This is a genomic window from Kitasatospora sp. NPDC092039 (assembly GCF_044756065.1).
GTDB lineage: Bacteria > Actinomycetota > Actinomycetes > Streptomycetales > Streptomycetaceae > Kitasatospora.
This window is the reverse complement of record NZ_JBIVSD010000003.1, coordinates 95,311-115,554: the sequence shown is the minus strand read 5'-3', so window position 1 is coordinate 115,554 and position 20,244 is coordinate 95,311. Positions and strand designations below refer to the sequence as shown.

General features: G+C 71.7%; 17 protein-coding genes. 10 read left to right on the top strand and 7 right to left on the bottom strand.

Going from position 1 to position 20,244, the window contains the following annotated elements; translation table 11 throughout:
* Positions 1-40: 40 nt before the first annotated feature.
* On the bottom strand, positions 41-685 hold the full coding sequence (locus ACIQI7_RS06810; RefSeq protein ID WP_401105856.1) for an HhH-GPD-type base excision DNA repair protein: 645 nt from the start codon (positions 683-685) through the stop codon (positions 41-43).
* Between the two features lie 264 nt (positions 686-949).
* Between ACIQI7_RS06810 and ACIQI7_RS06805 the strand changes: the two genes are divergently transcribed.
* From ACIQI7_RS06805 to ACIQI7_RS06790, 4 genes are all read left to right on the top strand, one after another.
* Positions 950-1,297, top strand: a complete 348-nt coding sequence (locus tag ACIQI7_RS06805) for a DoxX family protein (RefSeq protein ID WP_401105854.1) — start codon at positions 950-952, stop codon at positions 1,295-1,297.
* A gap of 274 nt (positions 1,298-1,571) precedes the next feature.
* Complete coding sequence (locus ACIQI7_RS06800) at positions 1,572-4,067, top strand: germacradienol/geosmin synthase (protein WP_401105852.1); 2,496 nt, start codon at positions 1,572-1,574, stop codon at positions 4,065-4,067.
* A gap of 143 nt (positions 4,068-4,210) precedes the next feature.
* Positions 4,211-5,008 carry a VOC family protein gene (locus ACIQI7_RS06795; protein ID WP_401105850.1) on the top strand — a complete coding sequence of 266 codons (798 nt, stop codon included), beginning with the start codon at positions 4,211-4,213 and terminating at the stop codon, positions 5,006-5,008.
* A 69-nt stretch (positions 5,009-5,077) separates the two neighbouring features.
* Positions 5,078-5,587 carry a DinB family protein gene (locus ACIQI7_RS06790; RefSeq protein WP_401105848.1) on the top strand — a complete coding sequence of 170 codons (510 nt, stop codon included), beginning with the start codon at positions 5,078-5,080 and terminating at the stop codon, positions 5,585-5,587.
* Between the two features lie 58 nt (positions 5,588-5,645).
* Here ACIQI7_RS06790 and ACIQI7_RS06785 read toward each other — a convergent pair whose 3' ends face one another.
* Positions 5,646-6,341 (bottom strand): ArsR/SmtB family transcription factor, encoded by a 696-nt coding sequence (locus ACIQI7_RS06785; RefSeq protein ID WP_401105846.1) that lies wholly within the window; start codon positions 6,339-6,341, stop codon positions 5,646-5,648.
* Between the two features lie 163 nt (positions 6,342-6,504).
* Between ACIQI7_RS06785 and ACIQI7_RS06780 the strand changes: the two genes are divergently transcribed.
* Together ACIQI7_RS06780 and ACIQI7_RS06775 are read left to right on the top strand one after the other, a co-directional pair.
* Positions 6,505-7,971 carry a hypothetical protein gene (locus ACIQI7_RS06780; protein ID WP_401105844.1) on the top strand — a complete coding sequence of 489 codons (1,467 nt, stop codon included), beginning with the start codon at positions 6,505-6,507 and terminating at the stop codon, positions 7,969-7,971.
* Positions 7,968-8,741 carry an isocitrate lyase/phosphoenolpyruvate mutase family protein gene (locus tag ACIQI7_RS06775; RefSeq protein WP_401105842.1) on the top strand — a complete coding sequence of 258 codons (774 nt, stop codon included), beginning with the start codon at positions 7,968-7,970 and terminating at the stop codon, positions 8,739-8,741. Before ACIQI7_RS06780 ends, ACIQI7_RS06775 begins: the two co-directional genes overlap by 4 nt.
* A gap of 105 nt (positions 8,742-8,846) precedes the next feature.
* Here ACIQI7_RS06775 and ACIQI7_RS06770 read toward each other — a convergent pair whose 3' ends face one another.
* The gene (locus ACIQI7_RS06770; protein WP_401105840.1) at positions 8,847-9,611 is read right to left on the bottom strand and encodes a TetR/AcrR family transcriptional regulator C-terminal domain-containing protein; all 765 of its coding nucleotides are present in this window, start codon (positions 9,609-9,611) and stop codon (positions 8,847-8,849) included.
* Between the two features lie 226 nt (positions 9,612-9,837).
* Here ACIQI7_RS06770 and ACIQI7_RS06765 point away from each other — a divergent pair, with 226 nt between their 5' ends.
* On the top strand, positions 9,838-11,352 hold the full coding sequence (locus ACIQI7_RS06765) for an MFS transporter (RefSeq protein ID WP_401105838.1): 1,515 nt from the start codon (positions 9,838-9,840) through the stop codon (positions 11,350-11,352).
* A gap of 151 nt (positions 11,353-11,503) precedes the next feature.
* Here the strand turns inward: ACIQI7_RS06765 and ACIQI7_RS06760 are convergent, their stop codons facing one another.
* Both ACIQI7_RS06760 and ACIQI7_RS06755 read right to left on the bottom strand, forming a co-directional pair.
* Positions 11,504-12,832, bottom strand: coding sequence for a S28 family serine protease (locus tag ACIQI7_RS06760; protein ID WP_401105836.1), 1,329 nt, complete (start codon positions 12,830-12,832; stop codon positions 11,504-11,506).
* A 170-nt stretch (positions 12,833-13,002) separates the two neighbouring features.
* The gene (locus ACIQI7_RS06755) at positions 13,003-13,866 is read right to left on the bottom strand and encodes a helix-turn-helix domain-containing protein (protein WP_401105834.1); all 864 of its coding nucleotides are present in this window, start codon (positions 13,864-13,866) and stop codon (positions 13,003-13,005) included.
* Between the two features lie 187 nt (positions 13,867-14,053).
* Between ACIQI7_RS06755 and ACIQI7_RS06750 the strand changes: the two genes are divergently transcribed.
* Together ACIQI7_RS06750 and ACIQI7_RS06745 are read left to right on the top strand one after the other, a co-directional pair.
* Positions 14,054-14,830, top strand: coding sequence for an SDR family oxidoreductase (locus ACIQI7_RS06750; protein WP_401105832.1), 777 nt, complete (start codon positions 14,054-14,056; stop codon positions 14,828-14,830).
* A 110-nt stretch (positions 14,831-14,940) separates the two neighbouring features.
* Positions 14,941-15,927 (top strand): aldo/keto reductase, encoded by a 987-nt coding sequence (locus ACIQI7_RS06745; protein ID WP_401105830.1) that lies wholly within the window; start codon positions 14,941-14,943, stop codon positions 15,925-15,927.
* Positions 15,928-16,211: 284 nt separating this feature from the next.
* Here ACIQI7_RS06745 and ACIQI7_RS06740 read toward each other — a convergent pair whose 3' ends face one another.
* Together ACIQI7_RS06740 and ACIQI7_RS06735 are read right to left on the bottom strand one after the other, a co-directional pair.
* Positions 16,212-16,376 carry a DUF4241 domain-containing protein gene (locus ACIQI7_RS06740; RefSeq protein WP_401106874.1) on the bottom strand — a complete coding sequence of 55 codons (165 nt, stop codon included), beginning with the start codon at positions 16,374-16,376 and terminating at the stop codon, positions 16,212-16,214.
* Between the two features lie 2 nt (positions 16,377-16,378).
* Positions 16,379-16,522 carry a hypothetical protein gene (locus ACIQI7_RS06735; RefSeq protein ID WP_401105828.1) on the bottom strand — a complete coding sequence of 48 codons (144 nt, stop codon included), beginning with the start codon at positions 16,520-16,522 and terminating at the stop codon, positions 16,379-16,381.
* Positions 16,523-16,901: 379 nt separating this feature from the next.
* Here ACIQI7_RS06735 and ACIQI7_RS06730 point away from each other — a divergent pair, with 379 nt between their 5' ends.
* Complete coding sequence (locus ACIQI7_RS06730) at positions 16,902-20,198, top strand: N-6 DNA methylase (protein WP_401105826.1); 3,297 nt, start codon at positions 16,902-16,904, stop codon at positions 20,196-20,198.
* Positions 20,199-20,244: the final 46 nt, after the last annotated feature.

The following is a 20,244-nucleotide window of genomic DNA, read 5'->3' as shown; positions in this document are numbered from 1 at the left end:
CCCGGCCGCGGTGCCGCCGGGCGGGCGGGCCGACCGTCGGTCAGCGCGCACCGGACGGGGCGGGGGCGGCGGTCGTACGGGTGGTGGTGCGCGGCTTGGCGGCGGCCTTGGCCTCCTTCGCGGCACGCTTCATCTCCTGCTTGAACTCCCGTACCAGGGTGAGGGATTCGGGGCCGGTGATGTCGGCCACCGAGCGGTGGGCGCCCTCCTCGCCGTACACCCCGGCCGCCTCCCGCCAGCCCTCGGGCCGCACCCCGTACTGCTTGCCGAGCAGGGCCAGGAAGATCTGCGACTTCTGCTTGCCGAAGCCGGGCAGGGCGTTGAGCCGGCTGAGCAGCTCCTTGCCGGTGCGGACGTTCTTCCACAGCGCGGCGGCGTCGCCGTCGTACTGGGCGACGAGGAACTGGCAGAGCTGCTGCACCCGCTTGGCCATCGCGGCCGGGTAGCGGTGGACCGCGGGCTTCGCGGAGAGGAGTGCGACGAACTCCTCCGGGTTGTAGGTGGCGATCTCGTGGGCGTCCAGGTCGTCGTGGCCGAGGCGCTGGGCGATGGTCAGCGGGCCGGTGAACGCCCACTCCATCGGGACCTGCTGGTCCAGCAGCATGCCGACGAGCGCGGCGAGCGCACTGCGTCCGAGCAGTTCGTCGGCCTCGGGCTGCTGTGCGAGCCGGACGGTGACGTTCATGGGCTTGCCCTCCTCGGAGTTGACGTCGGGTCGGCGCCCAGTCTGGTGGAAGCGGCGTTGGCGTACGCGGTCAACACGCCCGTATCCGGGGAAGTCTTGTCTGTTCAAGGCCTTGTCAGAGCGGCATTGTTCGTTGGCGGAGCGGTTTCCGGGCCAGGCATCGGGGTGGCGCGGACAATTTTTTGCCCGCCTCTGTCACATCCGTCGGGTGCCCCGGGTCAGGGGAGTGTCGAACCGAACAGCCGTCGAATGGGGAGCCCTCCGATGTCCATCGCCCACACCGTCGTCACCGTCCTCGGCGCCCTCATGGTCGGCTTCTCGGCCTACTCCGTCTTCGCCGGCGCCGAGTACGTCGTGAAGCCCCTCGCCGACTACGGCGTCCCGCGCGCCTGGTGGACCTGGCTCGGCGTCGCCAAGGCGGCCGGCGCCCTCGGCCTGCTGGTCGGCCTCGCCGTCCCGGCCGTCGGCTACGCGGCCGCGGTCGGCGTCGTCCTCTACTTCCTCGGCGCCGTCGTCACCGTCCTCCGCGCCCGCGCCTACGCCCACGTCCCCTTCCCCCTCGTCTACATGGCGCCCGTCGCCGCCTCCCTCGTCCTCGCCCTCGCGGCCTGAGCCGGAGGGCCCCTGCCCCGCCCCTGCCCCGCCCCTGCCCCGCCCCTGCCCCTGCCCCTGCCTCCGCCCCCGCCGGGGCGGGCCTCCCACGGCCCGCCCCGGCGGATCGGGGTGCGTGGGGGGTGTGCGGAGGATCGGGGAGCGCTCGGCCGGGGGAGTGGACTTGTGTGGGGGGAGCGAGTCATTTCATATGACTGTTTCTGTTGTGCCGGTGCGGTGAGCTGACGGCGGGCCATCCTTGGTCCACTCGACGTGTCCAGAAAGGCTCGCAGCCGTGACCCAGCCGTTCGAACTGCCGTCCTTCTACGTGCCGCACCCGGCACGGCTCAATCCCCATCTGGAGGAGGCGCGGTCCCATTCCACCGGCTGGGCCCGGGAGATGGGGATGCTGGAGGGCTCCGGGATCTGGGACCAGGCCGATCTGGAGGCCCACGACTACGGCCTGCTCTGCGCGTACACCCATCCCGACGCCTCCGCCGAGGCGCTGTCGCTGGTCACCGACTGGTACGTGTGGGTCTTCTTCTTCGACGACCACTTCCTCGACATGTACAAGCGCACCAACGACCGCGAGGCGGGCAAGGCCCACCTCGACCGGCTGCCGCTGTTCATGCCGGCCGATCCGGCCGCCGCGCTGCCCGAGCCGGAGAACCCGGTCGAGGCGGGGCTGGCCGACCTGTGGCGGCGCACCGTGCCGGCGATGGGCGAGGACTGGCGGATCCGGTTCGCGGAGAGCACCCGCAACCTGCTCGACGAGTCGCTGTGGGAGCTCGCCAACATCAACGAGGGCCGGGTGGCCAACCCGGTCGAGTACATCGAGATGCGCCGCAAGGTCGGCGGCGCCCCCTGGTCGGCGCAGCTGGTCGAGTACGCGGCCGGTGCCGAGGTGCCCGCGGAGGTGTCGGGTTCGCGGTCGCTGCGGGTGCTGATGGACGCCTTCTCCGACGGGGTGCACCTGCGCAACGACATCTTCTCGTACCAGCGGGAGGTGGAGGACGAGGGCGAGCTGAGCAACGGCATCCTGGTGCTGGAACGGTTCCTGGAGTGCTCCACCCAGGAGGCCGCCGACGCGGTCAACGACCTGCTCACCTCGCGGCTCCAGCAGTTCGAGAGCACCGTGTTCACCGAACTGCCGGTGCTGTTCGCGGAGACCGGGCTCGACCCGGCGGGCCGTGCCCGGGTGATGGCGTACGTCAAGGGCCTCCAGGACTGGCAGTCCGGCGGGCACGAGTGGCACCTGCGGTCCAGCCGGTACATGAACGGCGGTGGGGCGGCGGCGGGTTCGGGCGGGTCGGGCGAGGTGGCGCCGGGCTCGGGTGGTGCGCCGGCCGGGCTGCCGGGCGGGCCGGGGGGTGGCAACTGGTGGGACCAGTACGCGATCGGCGGCATCGGCACCTCGGCGCTGGACATCCTGCGCAGCACGGCCGCGGGGGCCCCGGCGGCCCAGGCGGCCTCCGCGAAGGAGGGCGCGGCCTCCGCGGCCCGGGGGGCGGCGGGCCCGGCCCGGCGGCGGGCGCGGTCGTACGGCCACGTGCCGTACCAGGCCGTCGGGCCCTCCCTGCTGCCCGAGTTCAGGCTGCCGTACGACCTCCGGCTGAGCCCCCACCTGGACGGCGCCCGGGAGCGGGTGATCGAGTGGGCCGAGCGGATGGGACTGCTGGCGGCGGAGCCGGGCGTCCCCGCATCCGGCATCTGGGACGCCGAGTCGATGCGCGACTACGACCTCCCGCTCTGCGCGGCCGGCATCCATCCGGACGCCACGGCCGACCAACTCGACATCGCCTCAGCCTGGTTGGCCTGGGGCACCTGGGCCGACGACTACTACCCCCGGGCCTTCGGGCACACCCGCGACCTGGGCGGCGCCAAGGCCGCCAACGCGCGGCTGTCGCTGTTCATGCCGGTGGACGGCACCCCCGCGCCGGAGCCGGGCAACGCGCTGGAGCGCAGCCTCGCCGACCTCTGGGAACGCACCGCCGGTCCGATGACCGTCGAGGCCCGGGGCCGGTTCCGGGTGGCGGTCGAGGCCATGCTGGACAGCTGGATCTGGGAGCTGGCCAACCAGATCCAGAACCGGATCCCGGACCCGGTGGACTACCTGGAGATGCGCCGCTCCACCTTCGGCTCCGAGCTCACCACGAGCCTCTCCCGGCTCGGTCACGGGAAGGCCGTCCCGCAGGAGGTGTACGACCACGGCTCGATGCGCGCACTGGAGAACTCCGCGATGGACTACGCGTGCATGATGAACGACCTCTTCTCGTACCAGAAGGAGGTCGAGTACGAGGGCGAGCTGCACAACGTCGTCCTGGTGGTGCAGAACTTCTTCGACTGCGGCTACGAGTCGGCGGTCCGGATCGTCGACGACCTGATGCACTCGCGGCTGGACCAGTTCCAGCACGTCGCGCAGAAGGAACTCCCGGTCGTCTACGAGGACTTCGGGCTGACGCAGGAGGCCAGGGAACTGCTCGACGGGTACGTGGGGGAGCTGGAGAACTGGCTCGCGGGGATCCTGAGCTGGCACGAGGGCTGTCTCCGCTACGGCACGGCCGACCTGGAGCGGCACTTCGGCGCCGAGCGGGACCTGGCGGAGGCCTCGCAGGCCCGGCGGGCGGCCACGGCGGCCGCGGCCGAGGCGCCGACGGCTCCCACGGCCCCGACGGCGCCCACGGCGGTGCCGGCGCCCGCGCTGCCGCTCGGGCCGACCGGGCTGGGCACGTCCTCGCTGCGCCTGCGCCCGTCCTCACCGCGTCCGGGGGCGGGCACGCCGCACCCGTGAGCCGCCGAGGCCCGCCACCGGGGCGGCGCGACCCGCGCGGAGCCCAGCCCGCGCGGGCGCGCCGCCCCGTGGCTAGGCTGGCCAACCGGGGGCCGGCGCGCGTCCTCCGGCGCGCGCACTTCGCCACACACGAGGGCAGAGAGATGGCTGCGCTACCTGAGGGCACACCCTGTTGGGCCGACGCGATGTTCACCGACGTGGAGGGCGCGAAGGCCTTCTACGGCGAGGTGCTCGGCTGGACCTTCGGCGAGAGCTCGTCGGAGTTCGGCAGCTACACCCAGGCGTACTCGGACGGCAAGGCGGTCGCCGCGGTCGTGCCGCCGATGCCCGGCGTGGAGGCCGAGTCCGCCTGGTGCCTGTACCTGGCCTCGCCGGACGCCGGAGCCACCGCGGCGCGGATCCGCGCCAACGGCGGCGAGGTGGTCATGGGGCCGATGCAGATCGGCGACTTCGGCACGATGGTGATCGCCAAGGACCCGGGCGGGGTGGTGTTCGGCGTCTGGGAGGCCGGGCGGCACGAGGGCTTCGAGAAGCAGGGCGAGCCCGGCGCGTACAGCTGGGCCGAACTGGTGACCCGCGAACCGGCCGAGGCGGACGCCTTCTTCCCGGCGGTCTTCCCGTACGGCGTGGCGAAGATGGACTCCGAGGAGTTCGACTACCGGATGTTCCAGGTCGGCGGTCGGCCGGTGCTGGGCCGGATGGGAGCGGAGGGCGACTTCCTGCCGCCGCAGGCCCCCTCGTACATCAGCGTCTACTTCGCGGTGGACGACACCGACGCCGCGATCGAGCGGCTGACGGCGCGCGGCGGCAAGGTGTACTTCGGGCCGACGGACAGCCCGTTCGGCCGGTTCGCGGCGGTCGGCGACCCGCAGGGTGCGGCCTTCGGGCTGATCGACCTCGGGCGGACGGTCGGCGAGCCGCCGAAGACGGTGGACGTCTGATGGGGCGGTGGGGCGTGGGAGGACGGGCTGCGGAACGGTGGCCTGCGGGGCGACGGAGCGGGGCGGGCCGTGGGTGAGCGCGAGGAACTCGTCGAGACGTTGGACAAGCACCGCGACCTGCTGCGGCGCACCGTCCGGGACCTCACCGACGCGCAGGCGGCCGAGCGCACCACGGTCAGCGAGCTGTGCCTCGGTGGCCTGCTCAAGCACGTGGCGGCGGTCGAGGCGCGCTGGGCGCGGTTCATGACCGGGGGCGCGGAGGCGATGCGGGGCCGGAACGGGGAGCACGGCCCCGACGACGCGGACACCTGGGCGGCCCAGTTCCGGATGGCGGAGGGCGACACGCTGGCCGGGCTGCTCGCCGAGTACGAGCGGGTGGCGCGCGGGACGGACGAGCTGATCCGGACCCTGCCCGACCTCGGCCTCGCCCACGAGCTGCCGCCCGCGCCCTGGTTCCCGCCGGGTACGGCCTGGTCGGCCCGGCGGGTGCTGCTGCACCTGATCGCCGAGACCGCGCAGCACGCCGGGCACGCGGACATCATCCGGGAGTCGCTGGACGGGGCGAAGTCGATGGGCTGAGCGGGCTCCGGTGGTGGTCGGCCGGCCGACCGGGCAGCTCTCGGCGCCCGGACGACCGTCAGGGCAGCTCCACGCCCAGGAGTTCGCGCAGCGCCCGGCCGCCGTCCGGGGTGACCCGCAGGGCCCGGCCGGAGCCGATCCGCTCCACCCAGGCCCGGTCCAGCGCGGCCCGGCAGAGCGCCGCGCCCAGCGCCCCGCCCAGGTGGGTGCGGCGCTCCGTCCAGTCCAGGCAGCCGCGCACCACCGGGCGTCCGCCCCGGCGGCCCGCGCGCGGCGGCAGCTCGATCGCCTGCGCGGCCAGCCAGTCCCGGCCGCGCTCGGTGACGGCCAGCCCGCCCTCCTCGGTGACCAGGCCGTGGGCGAGCAGCGCGTCCGACACGGCCACGCCGAGGCGTCCGGCCAGGTGGTCGTAGCAGGTACGGGCGCGGGCCTCGGCGCTCAGCCGGGTGGCCTCGCCCAGGCTGCGGGGAGCGGTCGCGGGGCGGGTGCCGGACTCGGCGAAGACGGTGAGGTCCTCGATCAGCGTGGCCACCGTGGGCGTGGCCAGCCGGACGTACCGGTGCCGGCCCTGCCGTTCCTCGGCCAGCAGCCCGCCCGCGATCAGCCGGGACAGGTGCTCGCTGGCCGTGGACGGCGCGACGCTCGCGTGCCGGGCCAGCTCGCCGGCGGTCCAGGCACGGCCGTCGAGCAGTGCGGTGCAGAAGGCGGCGCGGGTGGGGTCGGCGAGCAGGGCGGCGAGGGCGGCGAGCGTCATGCCTCCATGGTCGGGGCACGGGGACGGTGCGGGGGACGGGTGAAGGGGCGGACGAGGAGGCGGATGAGGGGCTGCACGGGGGAGCGGAGCCGGGGACATGTCTCCAGGGTCGCCCCGGCACGGTTCGGCCGGCGCCGAAACGACCCCGGGCCACGATGACGGCATGAGCGAAACCACGGTGGTCTCCGACCCCGCGACCATGACCTTCTCCCACTACGAGGACGTGACGGCGGCCCTGGCCGACCCGGAGCTGGTCCCGCTGCCCGCCGCGCCCCTCGCGCCCGGCGCCGCCCCCGGCACGGTGGCCTGGCTGCGGTCCGCCGTCGCCCGGTTCAGCTCCGGCGAGGCGCACGCCCGGCGCCGGGCGCTGGTGCTGGCCGACCTGGAGCGGCTGGACCCGGCCCGGCTGCGGGTGGCCGCCGCCGGGGGCTTCGAGCCCGACGTGCGGCTGCGGGTGGTCCGGGTGCTCGCGGCGGAGCTCGGCCTGGCCGACCCGGAGGCCGTGGCCCGGGACGTCGCGGCGGTGTCCCGGGCGTACTTCGCCGACACCCCGGCCGACCCGGCGGGGAATCCGGTGGCGGACCCTTCGGCGGACGCGGCGGTGGCCCGGCTGCTGCCCGCGATGGGGGACGGGGACGAGGAGACGGCCGCGAACCGGATCGGCCTGCTCGTCCAGGCCTGCGACGCCACCGCCGCGCTGGTCGAGGCCGCCCGCCGGCGCGGCGACGGGCCGGCCGCCGTGCTGCGCTCGGACCCGCCGGTCCGGACGATGCGGCGGCTCGCCGCCCGGGCGACCGAGGTCGGCGGGGTCGCGGTACCGGCCGGGACGCTGGTCCTGCTGGACATCGCGGCCGCCCAGGCCGGCGCGCCGGAGGGCGTCGCGCTCACCTTCGGAGCCCCGCCCCGGAGCTGCCCGGGCCGCTCGCAGGCCCTGGCGATCGCCGAGGGCATCCAGTACGGCGCCTCCGATCCGGCGGACACCGAAACACCTCCGGCTCTGGACCTCGGCAAGGCCGAACTCGCCGCCCTGGTGCCGGAGATGGTCGACCACGTGCTCGTGCGGGCGGCCGGCTGGACGGCCTGGGACGGCCGCCCGATCGTCAACGGCGACGGCCGGACCTACGCGCCGCACAAGGCACTTCGCCGCATCACCGACCATCTCATCGACCACCTCGCCGAGTTGGAGGCCCGGCTGGCCGGCGAACCGACCGAGCCGGACCGCTGGCACGCCTCCGGCATCACCACCCCGGCCGACCTCGCCCCGTTCACCGCCGCCGACCTGGACGAGGCCCGCAGCCGGCTGACCCGGCTGGCCGGGATCTGGTCCCGGCGGGTCGCCGCGCTGCCGGACGAGCGGCTGGACGACTCGCCGGGGACGGGCTGGAGCTTCCGGCAGATCGTCTGCCACGTCTCCGAGGCCGGGTACTACTACGCGGACTCCCTCGGGCACCTGGCCGACCAGGCCGACGGCGCGACCGAACCGGCCGGCGGCGCGGCGAACGCGGCCGGCGGCGCGACCGAACCGACCGACGGCGCGGCGAACACGACCGGCAGCGCGACGGACGTGACGCGCGGCCCGCTCGGCGCGACCGGAGACCTCGCGAACGAGCCGGTGGAGGCGGTCCGATGACCCCCTTCGCCGCCCTGCACCGCCGTCCCGGCCGGCCGCTGCTGCTCCCCAACGCCTGGGACCACGCCTCGGCCGTCGCCCTCGCCGCCCAGGGCCACCCCGCGATCGGCACCACCAGCCTGGGCGTGGCGGCCGTGGCCGGTCTGCCCGACGGTGCCGCCGCGACCCGTGCGGAGACCGTACGGCTGGCGCGCCGGCTCGGCCGCGGCGGCTTCCTGCTCAGCGTCGACGTGGAGTCCGGGTTCAGCGAAGACCCGGACGAAGTCGCCGAGCTGGCCGTGGAGTTGGCGAGCGCCGGAGCGGTCGGCATCAACCTGGAGGACGGCCGGGCGGACGGCACGCTGACCGCGTCCGCCCGTCACGCCGCGAAGGTCGCGGCGGTGAAGGCGGCCGTACCGGAGCTGTTCGTGAACGCCCGCACCGACGCCTACTGGTGCGGCCAGGACGCCCCCGAAGCGGAGGCGCTCCGGCGCCTGGACGCCTACCAGCAGGCGGGTGCGGACGGCGTGTTCGTCCCCGGGCTGGCCGATCCGGCGGTCATCGGCCGGCTGGTCGGCGCGGTCGCCGTCCCGCTCAACATCCTCTGGACGCCGGGCGGCCCGGGCCTCGCCGAGTTGGCCGCGCTCGGGGTGGCCCGGGTCAGCCTGGGGTCGCTGCTGTACCGCGCGGCGCTGGCGGCGGCGGTGGCCACGGCGGCGGCCGTCGCGGCGGGGGAGCCGGTCGGGCCGGTGCCGGGCTACGCGGAGGTGCAGGCGCTCAGCGGGAGTTGAGCGGTCCGCCCGGGGGTGGCGCCGCCCTGCCGGTCGAGAGCGAACCGGAGCGCCAGTGCGGCGTCGCCCCGGACGGCCGCACTCGACGGAACCGGGTGCGGCCGCTCAGCCCCGGCGCCGGACGGCCAGGGACGCCTCGACCCCGTCCAGGATGACGTCGACCCCGCGGGCGAAGCCCTGGTCCCGGCCCGCGGCGACCTCGTCCGGCACCTCGGTGGTGTACAGCCGGTGCAGTCGCGGGAACTCCTTGGTGGCCTCGATGACGGCGGGCAGGAGCCGGTTCATCCACTCCTGCTCGTCCTGGCCGCTGCGGGCCAGCGCGCGCACCCAGGAGGCCTCCACGCAGGCGCTCCCGATGGTGTAGCCCATCACCGCGCTCATCGCGTCGTTGGCCTCGCCGGCGTCGAAGCCGGCCGTCTCCATCACGGTCAGGAAGGTCTCGGAGAGCCGCATCCAGTTGGGGCCGAGGTAGACCATCCCGACGTCGCCGATCACCGAGACCATCCACGGGTGGCGCATGACGGCCGCGCGCATGCCCTCGGCCAGCTCCATGACCTTCGCGCGCCAGACCTCGGACGCCTCGCAGCCCTCGGCGTCGGGCTGGGGGAGGCCGCCGAAGATCTGGTCGACGACCAGGGCGAGCAGTTCGTCCTTGTTGGCGACGTGGGTGTACAGCGAGGTCGCGCCGGCGTTCAGGCGGGCGGCGAGCTTGCGCATGCTCAGCGCCTCGATGCCGTCCGAGTCCAGCAGCGCGAAGGCCTCGGAGACGATCTGCTCGCGGCTGAGGGCGGGCTGTTCCCGCCGTCGCTGCGGGCGGTTCCACGGCGTGGGGATGCCGGGGGTCGTTCCGTCCTCTGATTTGGCCGTCATCGGGCTCTCCTCACCAGTCGTCCGGACCGGGCCGGTCCGGCACAGCTCACCACAGGTTGATGCGAACAGTGTACGGCGGAGCGAACGCTGTGCGGAGATCGAACGGCGTACGGCGTTGCGAACAGTGTGCGGCGTCCGTACAGTGTTCGGAGTGGCGCACACCGTTCCCCTGGGGACGGAGGGCGGTGTGCCCGCACCGATTCCGTAGTCCGAAGGGGGAAACGCCGTGGAACGGCATCCGCAGCGCTGGCTCATCCTGGTCGTGCTCTGCCTCAGCAGCCTGGTGCTGGTGATCGACAACATGGTGCTCACGGTGTCCATCCCGCCGATCGCGGAGGACCTCAAGGCCGGGGCGCAGGACATCCAGTGGATCATCGACTCGTACATCCTGGTCTTCGCCGGCCTGCTGCTCACCTCGGGCAGCCTCTCCGACCGCTTCGGCCGGCGGAAGGTGATGATCGTCGGACTGGTGCTGTTCGGTGCCGCCTCACTGGTCGCCGCGTACGCCGGCAGCCCCGGTGAGCTGATCGCCGGGCGCGTCCTGATGGGCGTCGGCGGCGCGCTGGTCATGCCGAGCACGCTCTCCATCCTGATCACCGTCTTCGACGACGAGGAGCGCCCGAAGGCGATCGCCGCCTGGAGCGCGGTGGCCATGATCGGCCTGGTCGGCGGTCCGGTGCTGGGCGGCGCGCTGATCGCGCACTTCTGGTGGGGCGCGGTCTTCCTGCTCAACGTGCCGATCGCGGCGGTCGCCATCGTCGCCGCGATGCTGCTGATGCCGGAGTCCAAGGGGCCGTGGCGCCGCCCCGACCTGCCGGGCATGGTGCTGTCGATGGTCGGCATGACGGCGCTGGTCTGGTCGATCATCGTGCTGCCGCGGGACGGCTTCACCAGCGCGAGCACCCTCGGCGCGCTCCTGCTCGCGGTGGCCTCGCTGGCCGGCTTCGCCGTCCGGCAGGTCCGCACCGACTCGCCGATGGTCCCGATCAAGCTCTTCCGCAACCGGGTCTTCACCGGCGCCAGCTTCTCGCTCGTCCTGCTGACCTTCGCCACCGGCGGGCTGATGCTGGTCCTCACCCAGTACCTCCAGTTCGTGCTGGAGTTCTCGCCCACCGACACCGGCCTCGCCTTCATCCCGCTGGCCGTCGCCTCGCTGGTGTTCAACGCGCTCGGCGCGGTGCTCGGCAAGAAGGTCCCGGCGCGGGCGCTCACCTCGGTCGGCATGCTGATCATCGCGGGCGGCTTCGGCCTGCTGGCCACCCTCTCGGTGGGCGACGGCTTCACCAAGGTCGCCACGGCCATGCTGGTGCTCGGCGTCGGCTCCGGCCTCGGCATGCCGGCCGCCGCCAACGCCCTGATGGGCGCCATCCCCAGCGAGCACGCCGGCGTCGGGTCCGCGCTCAACGACACCATCCAGCAGTCCGGCGCGGCGCTCGGCGTGGCCATCCTCGGCACCGTGCTCTCCAGCACCTACACCGGCGCGATGCCCGACGCCGCCCCCGACGCCGCCCGCCACGACATCACCGGCGCGCTTGCGGTGGCCGGCTCCACCGGGGACGGCGGACTGGTCGCCGCCGCCCGGGAGGCGTTCAACACCGCCACCTCCACCACCTTCACGGTGGGCGGCATCGCGGTCGTCGCGGCCGCGGCGCTCACCCTGGTGCTGATGCGCGACGGGCGGAAGACCGCCGCCGCGGAGGCCGGGGTGCCGACGGAGCCCACGGCCGAGCCGGTCGGCTGAGCCCGGCGCTCACGGCGCTTGCGGCGCTCACGGCTTACGGCGCTTGCGGCGTACGGCCCTTGTGTCTCGATTGTCCCGCCCCGGCTGCCTCGTGCGGCCGGGGCCGTCGGCGTCCCCGCCCCCGCCCGGTACCGCGCACCGCCTCCGGGGGTCACACCGCCGCCCAGCGGCGGAGGGTGGCCGTCGCCATCGCGGCGTCGCTGGGGGGCAGTTGGGCGATGCGTGCCGCGTGGGTGCCGCCCGGCACCTGGTACAGGTAGGAGTCCCGGGTGCCCTGGCCCAGCCGGAACGGCTCGGCCACCGACGGGTCGGCGGCGCCGTTGACGAACATCAGCCGGTCACCGCGGGTGCGGACCCAGCGGTCCACGTCGCGCATCGCCTGCGGCCGGTAGCTCAGCGGGATGTCGCGGGGGACGAAGGTGCGCGGTTCGGTGGCGCCGGGGTGGCGGAGCAGGTCGGCCAGGTGGGCCGTCTCGACCGGGAAGTACCCCAGCTGGGTGCCCAGCTGGTAGAAGTACGGGACGAACTGGTTCGCCACCGAGTCGGCATATACCGGGAGTTGGGCGACATCGGAGAGCCATGCGTACAGCGCGTCGTCGGTGGCGTCCGGAGCCGGTACGGCCGGGCAGGCGGCCTGGCCGCGGCCCTGCCAGAACATGAACGGGGCCCGCAGCACGGCGATCTCGAAGGCCTTGTCGGCGCTGCCGACCAGCTGGAAGCCGTCGCCCCGGGAGTCCGCCCAGGCCTGGTACCCGGCGACCAGGGAGGTGCGGCGCTCCAGCAGGGCCCGCTGCGCGGCCTGGAGGGCGGCACGGCACTCGGGGGTGCCGACGGTGCGCAGGAAGTCGAGGTAGGCGGAGTCCTCGTGGTCGTCGACGTTGTTCGGCGCGGAGTAGGCGACCGAGCCGGCCACGTCCTGCGGGTAGAAGCGGCGGTGGTAGACGGTGGTCATGCCGCCCTTGCTGCCGCCGGTGGAGATCCAGGCCGCCCGGTAGACCCGGCGCAGGGCCTCCACCACGTGGTGGTGGTCGGCCGCGGCCTGCCGGATGTCGAGGTCGGTCCAGTCCGCGGGCTCGGGCCGGGAGGCACCGAAGAACCTCTGCTCGGTGCTCACCTGGTTGGCGTCCAGCAGCTCGGTGGGTTCCGAGCGGAACTGCGCGCCGGGGACGGTGTATCCGCTGGTGAACAGCACGGTGGGCCGGTCGGTGCCCCGGTGCAGGAGCGTGAGGCGCTGCTCGAAGCCGCCCTTCTCCGGGTGGTCGTGGTCGGCGGGCTGGTGCAGGGTCAGGACGAAGAACCGGAACCCGGGCGCGGCCGGCTTCTCCTCCACGACGCGCAGGCCCGGCACCGCCTCGATGGCCGCCCGGATGTCGGCCGGCCCCGTCCCCTGCGCGGCCGCGGCGGGCACCGCGGCCGTACCGGCCAGCAGGACCGCCGCACCGGCCTGAGCCAGCACCCGTCCGATTCGTCTGCGCAGCATGTTCGCCTCCCCGGTCGTCGATGCCCCGAGTCAACCGGAACGGCGGACACCGCGGATCCCGCCGGGGCGGGGCCGTGCCTCCCTCCCGGGAGGGAGGCACGACGGGTTGCCCCGGCCAGTGCCCCGCCCGCCCCGCGCCCCGCCCGCCCCGCGTGCGGAGGTGCGGGGCGTCAGCCGGTGGACGGGGAGGCGAGTTCGGGCGCCGTCCAGTTGCTCAGGAGCTGCAGTGCCCGGGCGGTGTCGGAGCCGGGTTCCACGTTGTAGACGCACAGGGTCTGCTCGGTGTCGCCGGGGACCTGGAACGACTCGTAGGAGAAATGGAGTTCGCCCGCGACCTGGTGGACGTAGTGCTTGGCGCCGTGGGTGCGGCGCAGCACCTTGTGGTCGTTCCACCAGGTCGAGAACTCGGGGCAGCCCAGGGTGAGTTCGCCGACCAGGTCGGCGAGCCGGCGGTCGCCCGGGTAGCGGCCGGCCTCCAGCCGCAGGATGGCCACCGTCTCCGCGGCGATCCGTTCCCAGTCGCCGACGCGTTCGCGGGCCTGCGGGTCCAGGAGGTAGTAGCGGGCGAGGTTGCGCCGGGTGGCCGGCAGGGCTTCGAAGTCGGTGAGGACGGCCCTGGCGAGGTGGTTGGCGGCCAGCACGTCGGTGCGGCGACCGAGGATGAACGCCGGCACACGGCTCAGCGTCTCCAGCATCAGGTACAGGCCGGGCCGGACCCGTTGGGGCCGGTTCGGGGTGCGCCGTGCCGCCTGCGGGTCGGGCAGCAGCAGGTCGGTGAGGTGCTCGCGTTCGGACGCGTCGAGCTGCAGGGCCTGGGCCAGGGCCGCGACGACCTCGGCGGAGGGGTTGCGGGCGCGCCCTTGTTCCAGCCGGGTGTAGTACTCGGTGCTGACCCCCGCCAGACGTGCGACTTCGTCCCGGCGCAGACCCGGGACGCGGCGGACCCGCCCGTCGGCGGGAAGCCCGGCCAGGTCCGGCCTGATCGCGGCGCGACGGCTCCGGAGGAAGTCGGCGATCTCCTTGCTGCGGTCCATGGTCCCAGTGTGGATCGTCGGTGTCCCTGCGGGGAGCCCCAGGGTGGCCCTGCCAGTACCTGCCTGGCCAGGGCCTGTTGTGGCGCTCCGGCGGGGGCGGCGGGCTGGTGTGCTTGAGCTGTGCCCGGGAGTAGCCCGACGGCACCGACCCTCACCCCGACCGCTTCGTCCGGAAGGTACCCGCACCATGTCCACGCTGAACAACACCAAGGCACTTCAGGGCCGCGTCGCCGTCGTCACCGGAGCCTCCAGCGGCATCGGCGAGGCGTCCGCCGAGAGGCTGGCCGAACTGGGGGCCCGCGTCGTCGTGCTGGCCCGCCGGGCCGAGCGGCTCGGGGAACTGGTCGCCCGGATCGAGAAGAACGGCGGCAGCGCCGTGGCCATCGCCGCCGACGTCACCGACCGGGCGGCCGTCCGGGCGGCGGCCGACCGGGTCGAGGCCGAACTGGGCGGCGCGGACCTGCTGTTCAACAACGCCGGCGTGATGCTGCCCGCTCCCGTCGAGGAGTTGGCGACCGACCAGTGGCAGCACCAGATCGACCTGAACATCGCCGGCCTGATGAACGTCACCGGCGCGTTCGTCCCGCAGCTGGTGCGAACCGCCGGGGAGCGCGGCGTGGCCGACCTGATCAACACCTCGTCGATCGCGGCGCAGAACATCTTCCCCAACTTCGCCGTCTACTCCGCCACGAAGGCGTACGTCACCCACTTCTCCCGCCACCTGCGCGCGGAGCTGGGCCCGAAGAACGTGCGGGTGGCCGCGATCGAGCCGGGCATCGTCGGCACCGAGCTGCAGAGCCACGTCACCGACCAGGGTGCGCGGGACTGGCTGGCCGGTTCGAAGGCGACCATGGAGTGGCTCACCCCGCAGGACGTCGCCGAGACCATCGGCTTCCTTGCCTCGCTGCCGCCGCGGGTGAACCTCCAGCAGGTCACCGTCATGCCCACCGGCCAGCTCAGCTGATCGGCACCAGGCGCGGGCCTGCCGGCCCACCGGCAGGCCCGCGTCCGCGGCGGTCGCCCCGGGGCCCGCTGCGACCGAATCCGGTACCGACCGAAATTGGAGGAGCGATCATGCGTACCCGCACCCTGGGCCCGGGCGGGCCGAAGGTGGGCGGCCTGGGACTCGGCTGCATGGGGATGAGCGAGTTCTACGGCCCCGGCGACGAGGGCGAGGCCGTCGCCACGATCAGGCGGGCCCTGGAACTGGGCGTCACCATGTTGGACACCGCGGACATGTACGCCTGCGGAGGCAACGAGAAGCTGCTCGCCACGGCACTCTCCGGCCGCCGGGAGCAGGCGTTCATCGCCACCAAGTTCGGCTTCGTCCGGGACGAGGACGGCGCGGTGCGGGGCGTCGACGGAAGTCCGGCCCACGTCCGTCGGGCCGCGGACGCCTCGTTGCGGCGACTCGGCGTCGAACACATCGACCTGTACTACCTGCACCGTGTCGACCCGGACGTACCGATCGAGGACACCGTCGGCGCCATGGCCGAACTGGTGGCCGCCGGCAAGGTGCGTCATCTCGGTCTCAGCGAGGTGGCGGCCGACACGATCCGCCGCGCACACGCCGTCCACCCGATCACCGCGGTGCAGACCGAGTACAGCGTGTGGGAGCGCGGCGTGGAGGACACCGTCCTGCCGGTGCTGCGGGAGCTGGGCATCGCGCTGGTCCCCTACAGCCCCCTCGGCCGTGGAGTCCTCACCGGTCAGCTGAGCGACCCCGCCCAGCTCGCCCCCGACGACTTCCGCCGCAGCGGACACGTGCCCCGACTCACCGGCGACGCCTTCGCCGCGAACCTGCGCCTGGTCGACGAGCTCAGGCGGCTGGCCGCCACGACCGGCAGCACTCCCGCCCAGCTCGCCCTGGCCTGGCTGCTGGCCCAGGGCGACGACGTCGTGCCCGTCCCCGGCACCCGGCACCGCCGCCGGCTGGAGGAGAACGCCGCTGCGGACGACCTGCGCCTGAGCAGCGCCGACCTGGAGCAGTTGAACGCGGTCGCCCGACAGGTGACCGGTGCCCGCTACGACGCGGCGGAGATGCGACTCATCGACTCCTGACCGGTCGCCGCCTCCCCAGGCCGCCGGCGCGCGCACCCGCGGAACGACGAAGGCCCGGGCCGCTGACGCGGTCCGGGCCTTCGATCAAGGCGGAGGATACGAGATTCGAACTCGTGAGGGGTTGCCCCCAACACGCTTTCCGATTCTCACGAACGGCGTCCGCCGGGGTTCACACCCGTCCTGACCTGCGGCGGAGTGAATGGTGGTGCCGGCGTTGAACCTGCCCGGACGGGGCTGAATGAGACCAGAACTGAGACCATGATCTGGCGTCGGCGCTGTCGGTACTACTTGGAGACGGGGCCGCGGCCCGGCTGCGGTACCACGAAGAACTCCGATACGAAGCCGGTGATCGTGCCGTCGATGCTTCGGCCGATCCATGTCGGGTAGTGGCTGTCACCCCCGCCAGAAGAGAAAGCAGCGAGGCTGTGGCCGCTCGCGGGGCCAGTCACGTTCACGTCCGCCGAGTCGGCGGCGTACACAGCGGACCGGCCGTCACCGTTCGGTCGTCGGCCACCAGGCCGGCCCGGACGACCAGGTCGGCGGCGTACGCGGGCGCGGTCAGGCGGCCCGCCAGTACCGCTGCCAGTGCGGCCAAGGCCGCGAATCGTCTGCCGCTCGTGCGGCGCGGGGCGCGAAAGCGCTAGAACGATTGGCGTGTGCACCATGGAGTTCTCCTCGCCGAACAGGGCTGTTCGTCAGGAGCTCGTAGTCCTCGGCCAGCAGCAGGTCGCCGAGCGGGGTTCCGTCGGAGGCATCGACGCGATGAACGGGTCGCGGGCCGCGATCTTGCTTGAAGGGAGAGGCAGCGTCGCCTCGGACAGTGCCGTCACTGTGGCCGTCATGCCTTGGCCGCAGTCGTACGAGCTGCCAGCTGAGAACAGGCGCACCACATCCGGGGCAGCAAGCGGAATCAGCACTCAACCTCGCAGTAGTGGAACGGATGGTTGCCGGGTCGGCGCTTCCACAGCTTTCCCATGGTGCGGCCGACCCTGAACGAGATCGACGAGGCGGCCATGCGCCGGATCGAACGGGCCCGCGCGGCGGTGCGCCGCCAGCGTGGCAGATGTCGGTTGACCACCTCTTCTCCAGGCAAGGACTGTGCCGACACCTACTTCCTGCCCCACAATGGCCAACGGGACCAGCAGTCCCCTTGCCCGTCTGTACACCTTGATGCTCTTGGAGCTCTCGCCGTGATGCTCTCCGCCCCTCCTACGCCTACCGCGCTCGAAACCGTGTTCAAGCGGGTCATCGAGCGCAAGGCTGTCCGCGCTGAGGCGACACTGCAGGCCGATATTCGCCAGTTCCTCCTGGACGCAGACCTCAACCTCGGCGAGCAGGACCTCCTGACTCCCGTGCTCGAAGCGCAGGTGGGTGACGGGACTGGCCATCGCATCGATATTGAGATGGGCGCGACCGTCATCGAGGTCAAGAAGGACATCAGCCGTCCGAAGATCCGCAAGGACGCGGTCGAGCAACTCGCGAAGTACGTGCGAGCCAGGACAGAGCAGCGGGAACGACGGCACGTCGGCATCCTCACGGACGGTGCCGACTGGCGTGCTTACGCGCTGGTCAACGATGACCTGAACGAGGTGAACCGCTTCGATACCCGGGAGCGCAGCGGCAACGCTCTGAACTTGGTCCGCTGGCTCGAAGGTGTTCTGGCGACGTCCGAAGGTGCAGCACCCACGCCAGATGCCATCGCCGCCCGCCTGGGAGCGGACAGTGTCGCCCACTCCATCGACAAAGCGGTCCTGGTCGCGCTGTACGAGGAGAACAAGCATCTGCCGACCGTCCAGCTGAAACGCGATCTATGGGCGCGTCTGCTCCGCAGCGCGTTGGGCGCCCAGTTCGAGGCCAGCGATGACCTGTTCATCGAGCACACGCTCCTCGTGAACACTGCCGCGATCATTGCTCATGCAGTGATGGGCATTGACGTGAAGGAGACCGCTCCAGCCTCACTGGTCTACGGCCAGCTGTTCACGCAGGCGAGGATTTCGGGTGTGGTCGAGTCGGATTTCTTCGGCTGGCCGCTGGAGACCGAAGGCGGCAAGGGATTTATCGAAGACCTCTCTCGGCGCCTCGCCGGCTTCGACTGGTCGAAGGTCGAACACGACGTGCTGAAGGTGCTGTATGAGTCGGTGATTGCCGCAGAGACCCGCAAGAAGCAGGGGGAGTACTACACCCCGGACTGGCTGGCAGCAGCCACGGTGGCCGAGGCCGTCTCTGATCCATTGAATCAGCGGGTCATGGATCCGTCGTGCGGCTCTGGCACGTTCCTCTTCCACTGCGTCCGACGCTATCTCACTGCCGCACAGGACAGCGGGTTGCCCTTGCATGAAGCACTGGACGGCCTGCACGACCATGTTGTCGGCATCGATCTGCACCCCGTTGCTGTAGCCCTGGCCCGCGTCACTTACCTTCTTGCCATTGGCAGAGAAACACTCACCTCCGATGAACGCGGTCCGATAAGCGTTCCCGTCTACTTGGGCGACAGCGTTCAATGGGACCAGCGCACTGACCTCATCGACCATGGTCATCTCGTCATCCAGACCGGTACGGGCAACCAGCTCTTTGCCAATGACCTGCGATTCCCCGAAAACCTGCTGCAGGATGCCAGCCGATTCGACGCAATCGTCAACGAACTCGCCGACAAGGCAGCCGACCCGCACCGGGATAAGAGCAAGCTGCCCTCCCTCGTTAGCCTCTTCAATCGACACGGGGTCTCCAGCAAGGACGACCGAGACGAACTGACAGAGGCCTTTCGCGTCCTGTGCAATTTGGTCGACGAGGACCGAAATCACATCTGGTCCTACTATGTCCGTAACCTTGCCCGCCCTATGTGGTTGTCGCGCGCCGAAAACCGGGTAGACGTTCTTATTGGCAATCCACCCTGGCTCTCATATCGCCACATGCCAGCCGACATGCAGGTGAAATTCAAGGAAATGATGCAGGCTCGTGGCCTGTGGAGTGGCTTCGAGGTCGCCACCCACCAGGACCTTTCCGGCTTGTTCATTGCCCGCGCAGTTCAACAGTATCTGCGCGAGGACGGCACCTTTGCCTTCGTCGTACCCAACCCGGTTCTGGATCGCCCCTACTGGACTGGGTTCCGAAGTGGAGAATGGGCTGACCCTGAGCACCCCGTCAAGGTAAAATTCACTGGCTCCTGGGACCTGCGCCGGCTGCGACCGCATTTCTTTCCCCGCGCCGCTGCTGTTGTGTTCGGCCGCCGCCTGCCCGTTGCCATCGGGCAACTGGGCAACGGAGCCGTCGCGCTACCCAGGCAGACCGAAATTTGGACCGGGAAAATCTTCAAGAGCGCCGCTCACTGGGAAAATGCCAAGGGTTGGATTGCCCGGAAGTCAGGTGAACTGCGCTACCCGAAAGAAGGACTGATCAGCTCGCCGTACCGAGCTCGCTTCATGAACGGGGCAACCGTCTTCCCCAAGGTCCTCTTCTTCGTCGAGGAACAGGCCGTCAACCCCCTTGGTCTCGGAAGTGGCCGAGTGTCAGTCCGGTCCCAGCGGAGCACTTTGGAGAAGAAGCCCTGGAAGCAGCTCCCCGATCGGGAAGGGTCCGTTGAGAAGCAGTTCATCTGGCCCATCCTGCTCGGCGAACACGTTGTCCCCTACCGGGTTATGGGTGCAGATAAGGTCATTCTGCCCATCGAGGGGACGAATACCCTCATGCACGGCGAGCATGACCATCTCGATCGATATCCGGACCTAGCGGCATGGTGGCGTGACGCTGAACGGCTCTGGGACGCCAACCGCTCCAGCGACCGGCTCTCTCTGACCGAACAGCTCAACTTCCGAAAGAAACTGACTGAGCAGCTCCCCGGTGCACCCCTGCGGGTGGTGTACGGAGCTTCTGGCATGCACATCACGGCGGCATTGGTGGACGATCCAAATGCCGTCATTGAGCACAAGTTGTACTGGAGCACCGTCACCACTCGCCAGGAGGGCATGTATCTACTGGCTGTTCTTAACTCGCCGTATACGACAGAAGCTGTACGTCCACTCATGTCCTACGGTAAGGACGAGCGAGACATCGACATGGCTGTATGGGAGCTGCCCATCCCGGACTTCGACCCGGCTGACGCCAAACACGCACGAATCGCGGCGATCGGCGAAGCCGAGGCTCAAAGAATCGCGGAGCTGCAGTTCGAGGACGGCAAGAGCTACATTCAGATCCGCCGTACCCTGCGCGACTTCCTCCTGAGCTCCACCGATGCCGAGGAGCTGGACCAACTAGTCACCGAACTACTCGGCTGACCCGGCGGCGTTTGGTAAGGCGCCGCGAAAAGCACAGCCCCTGGGA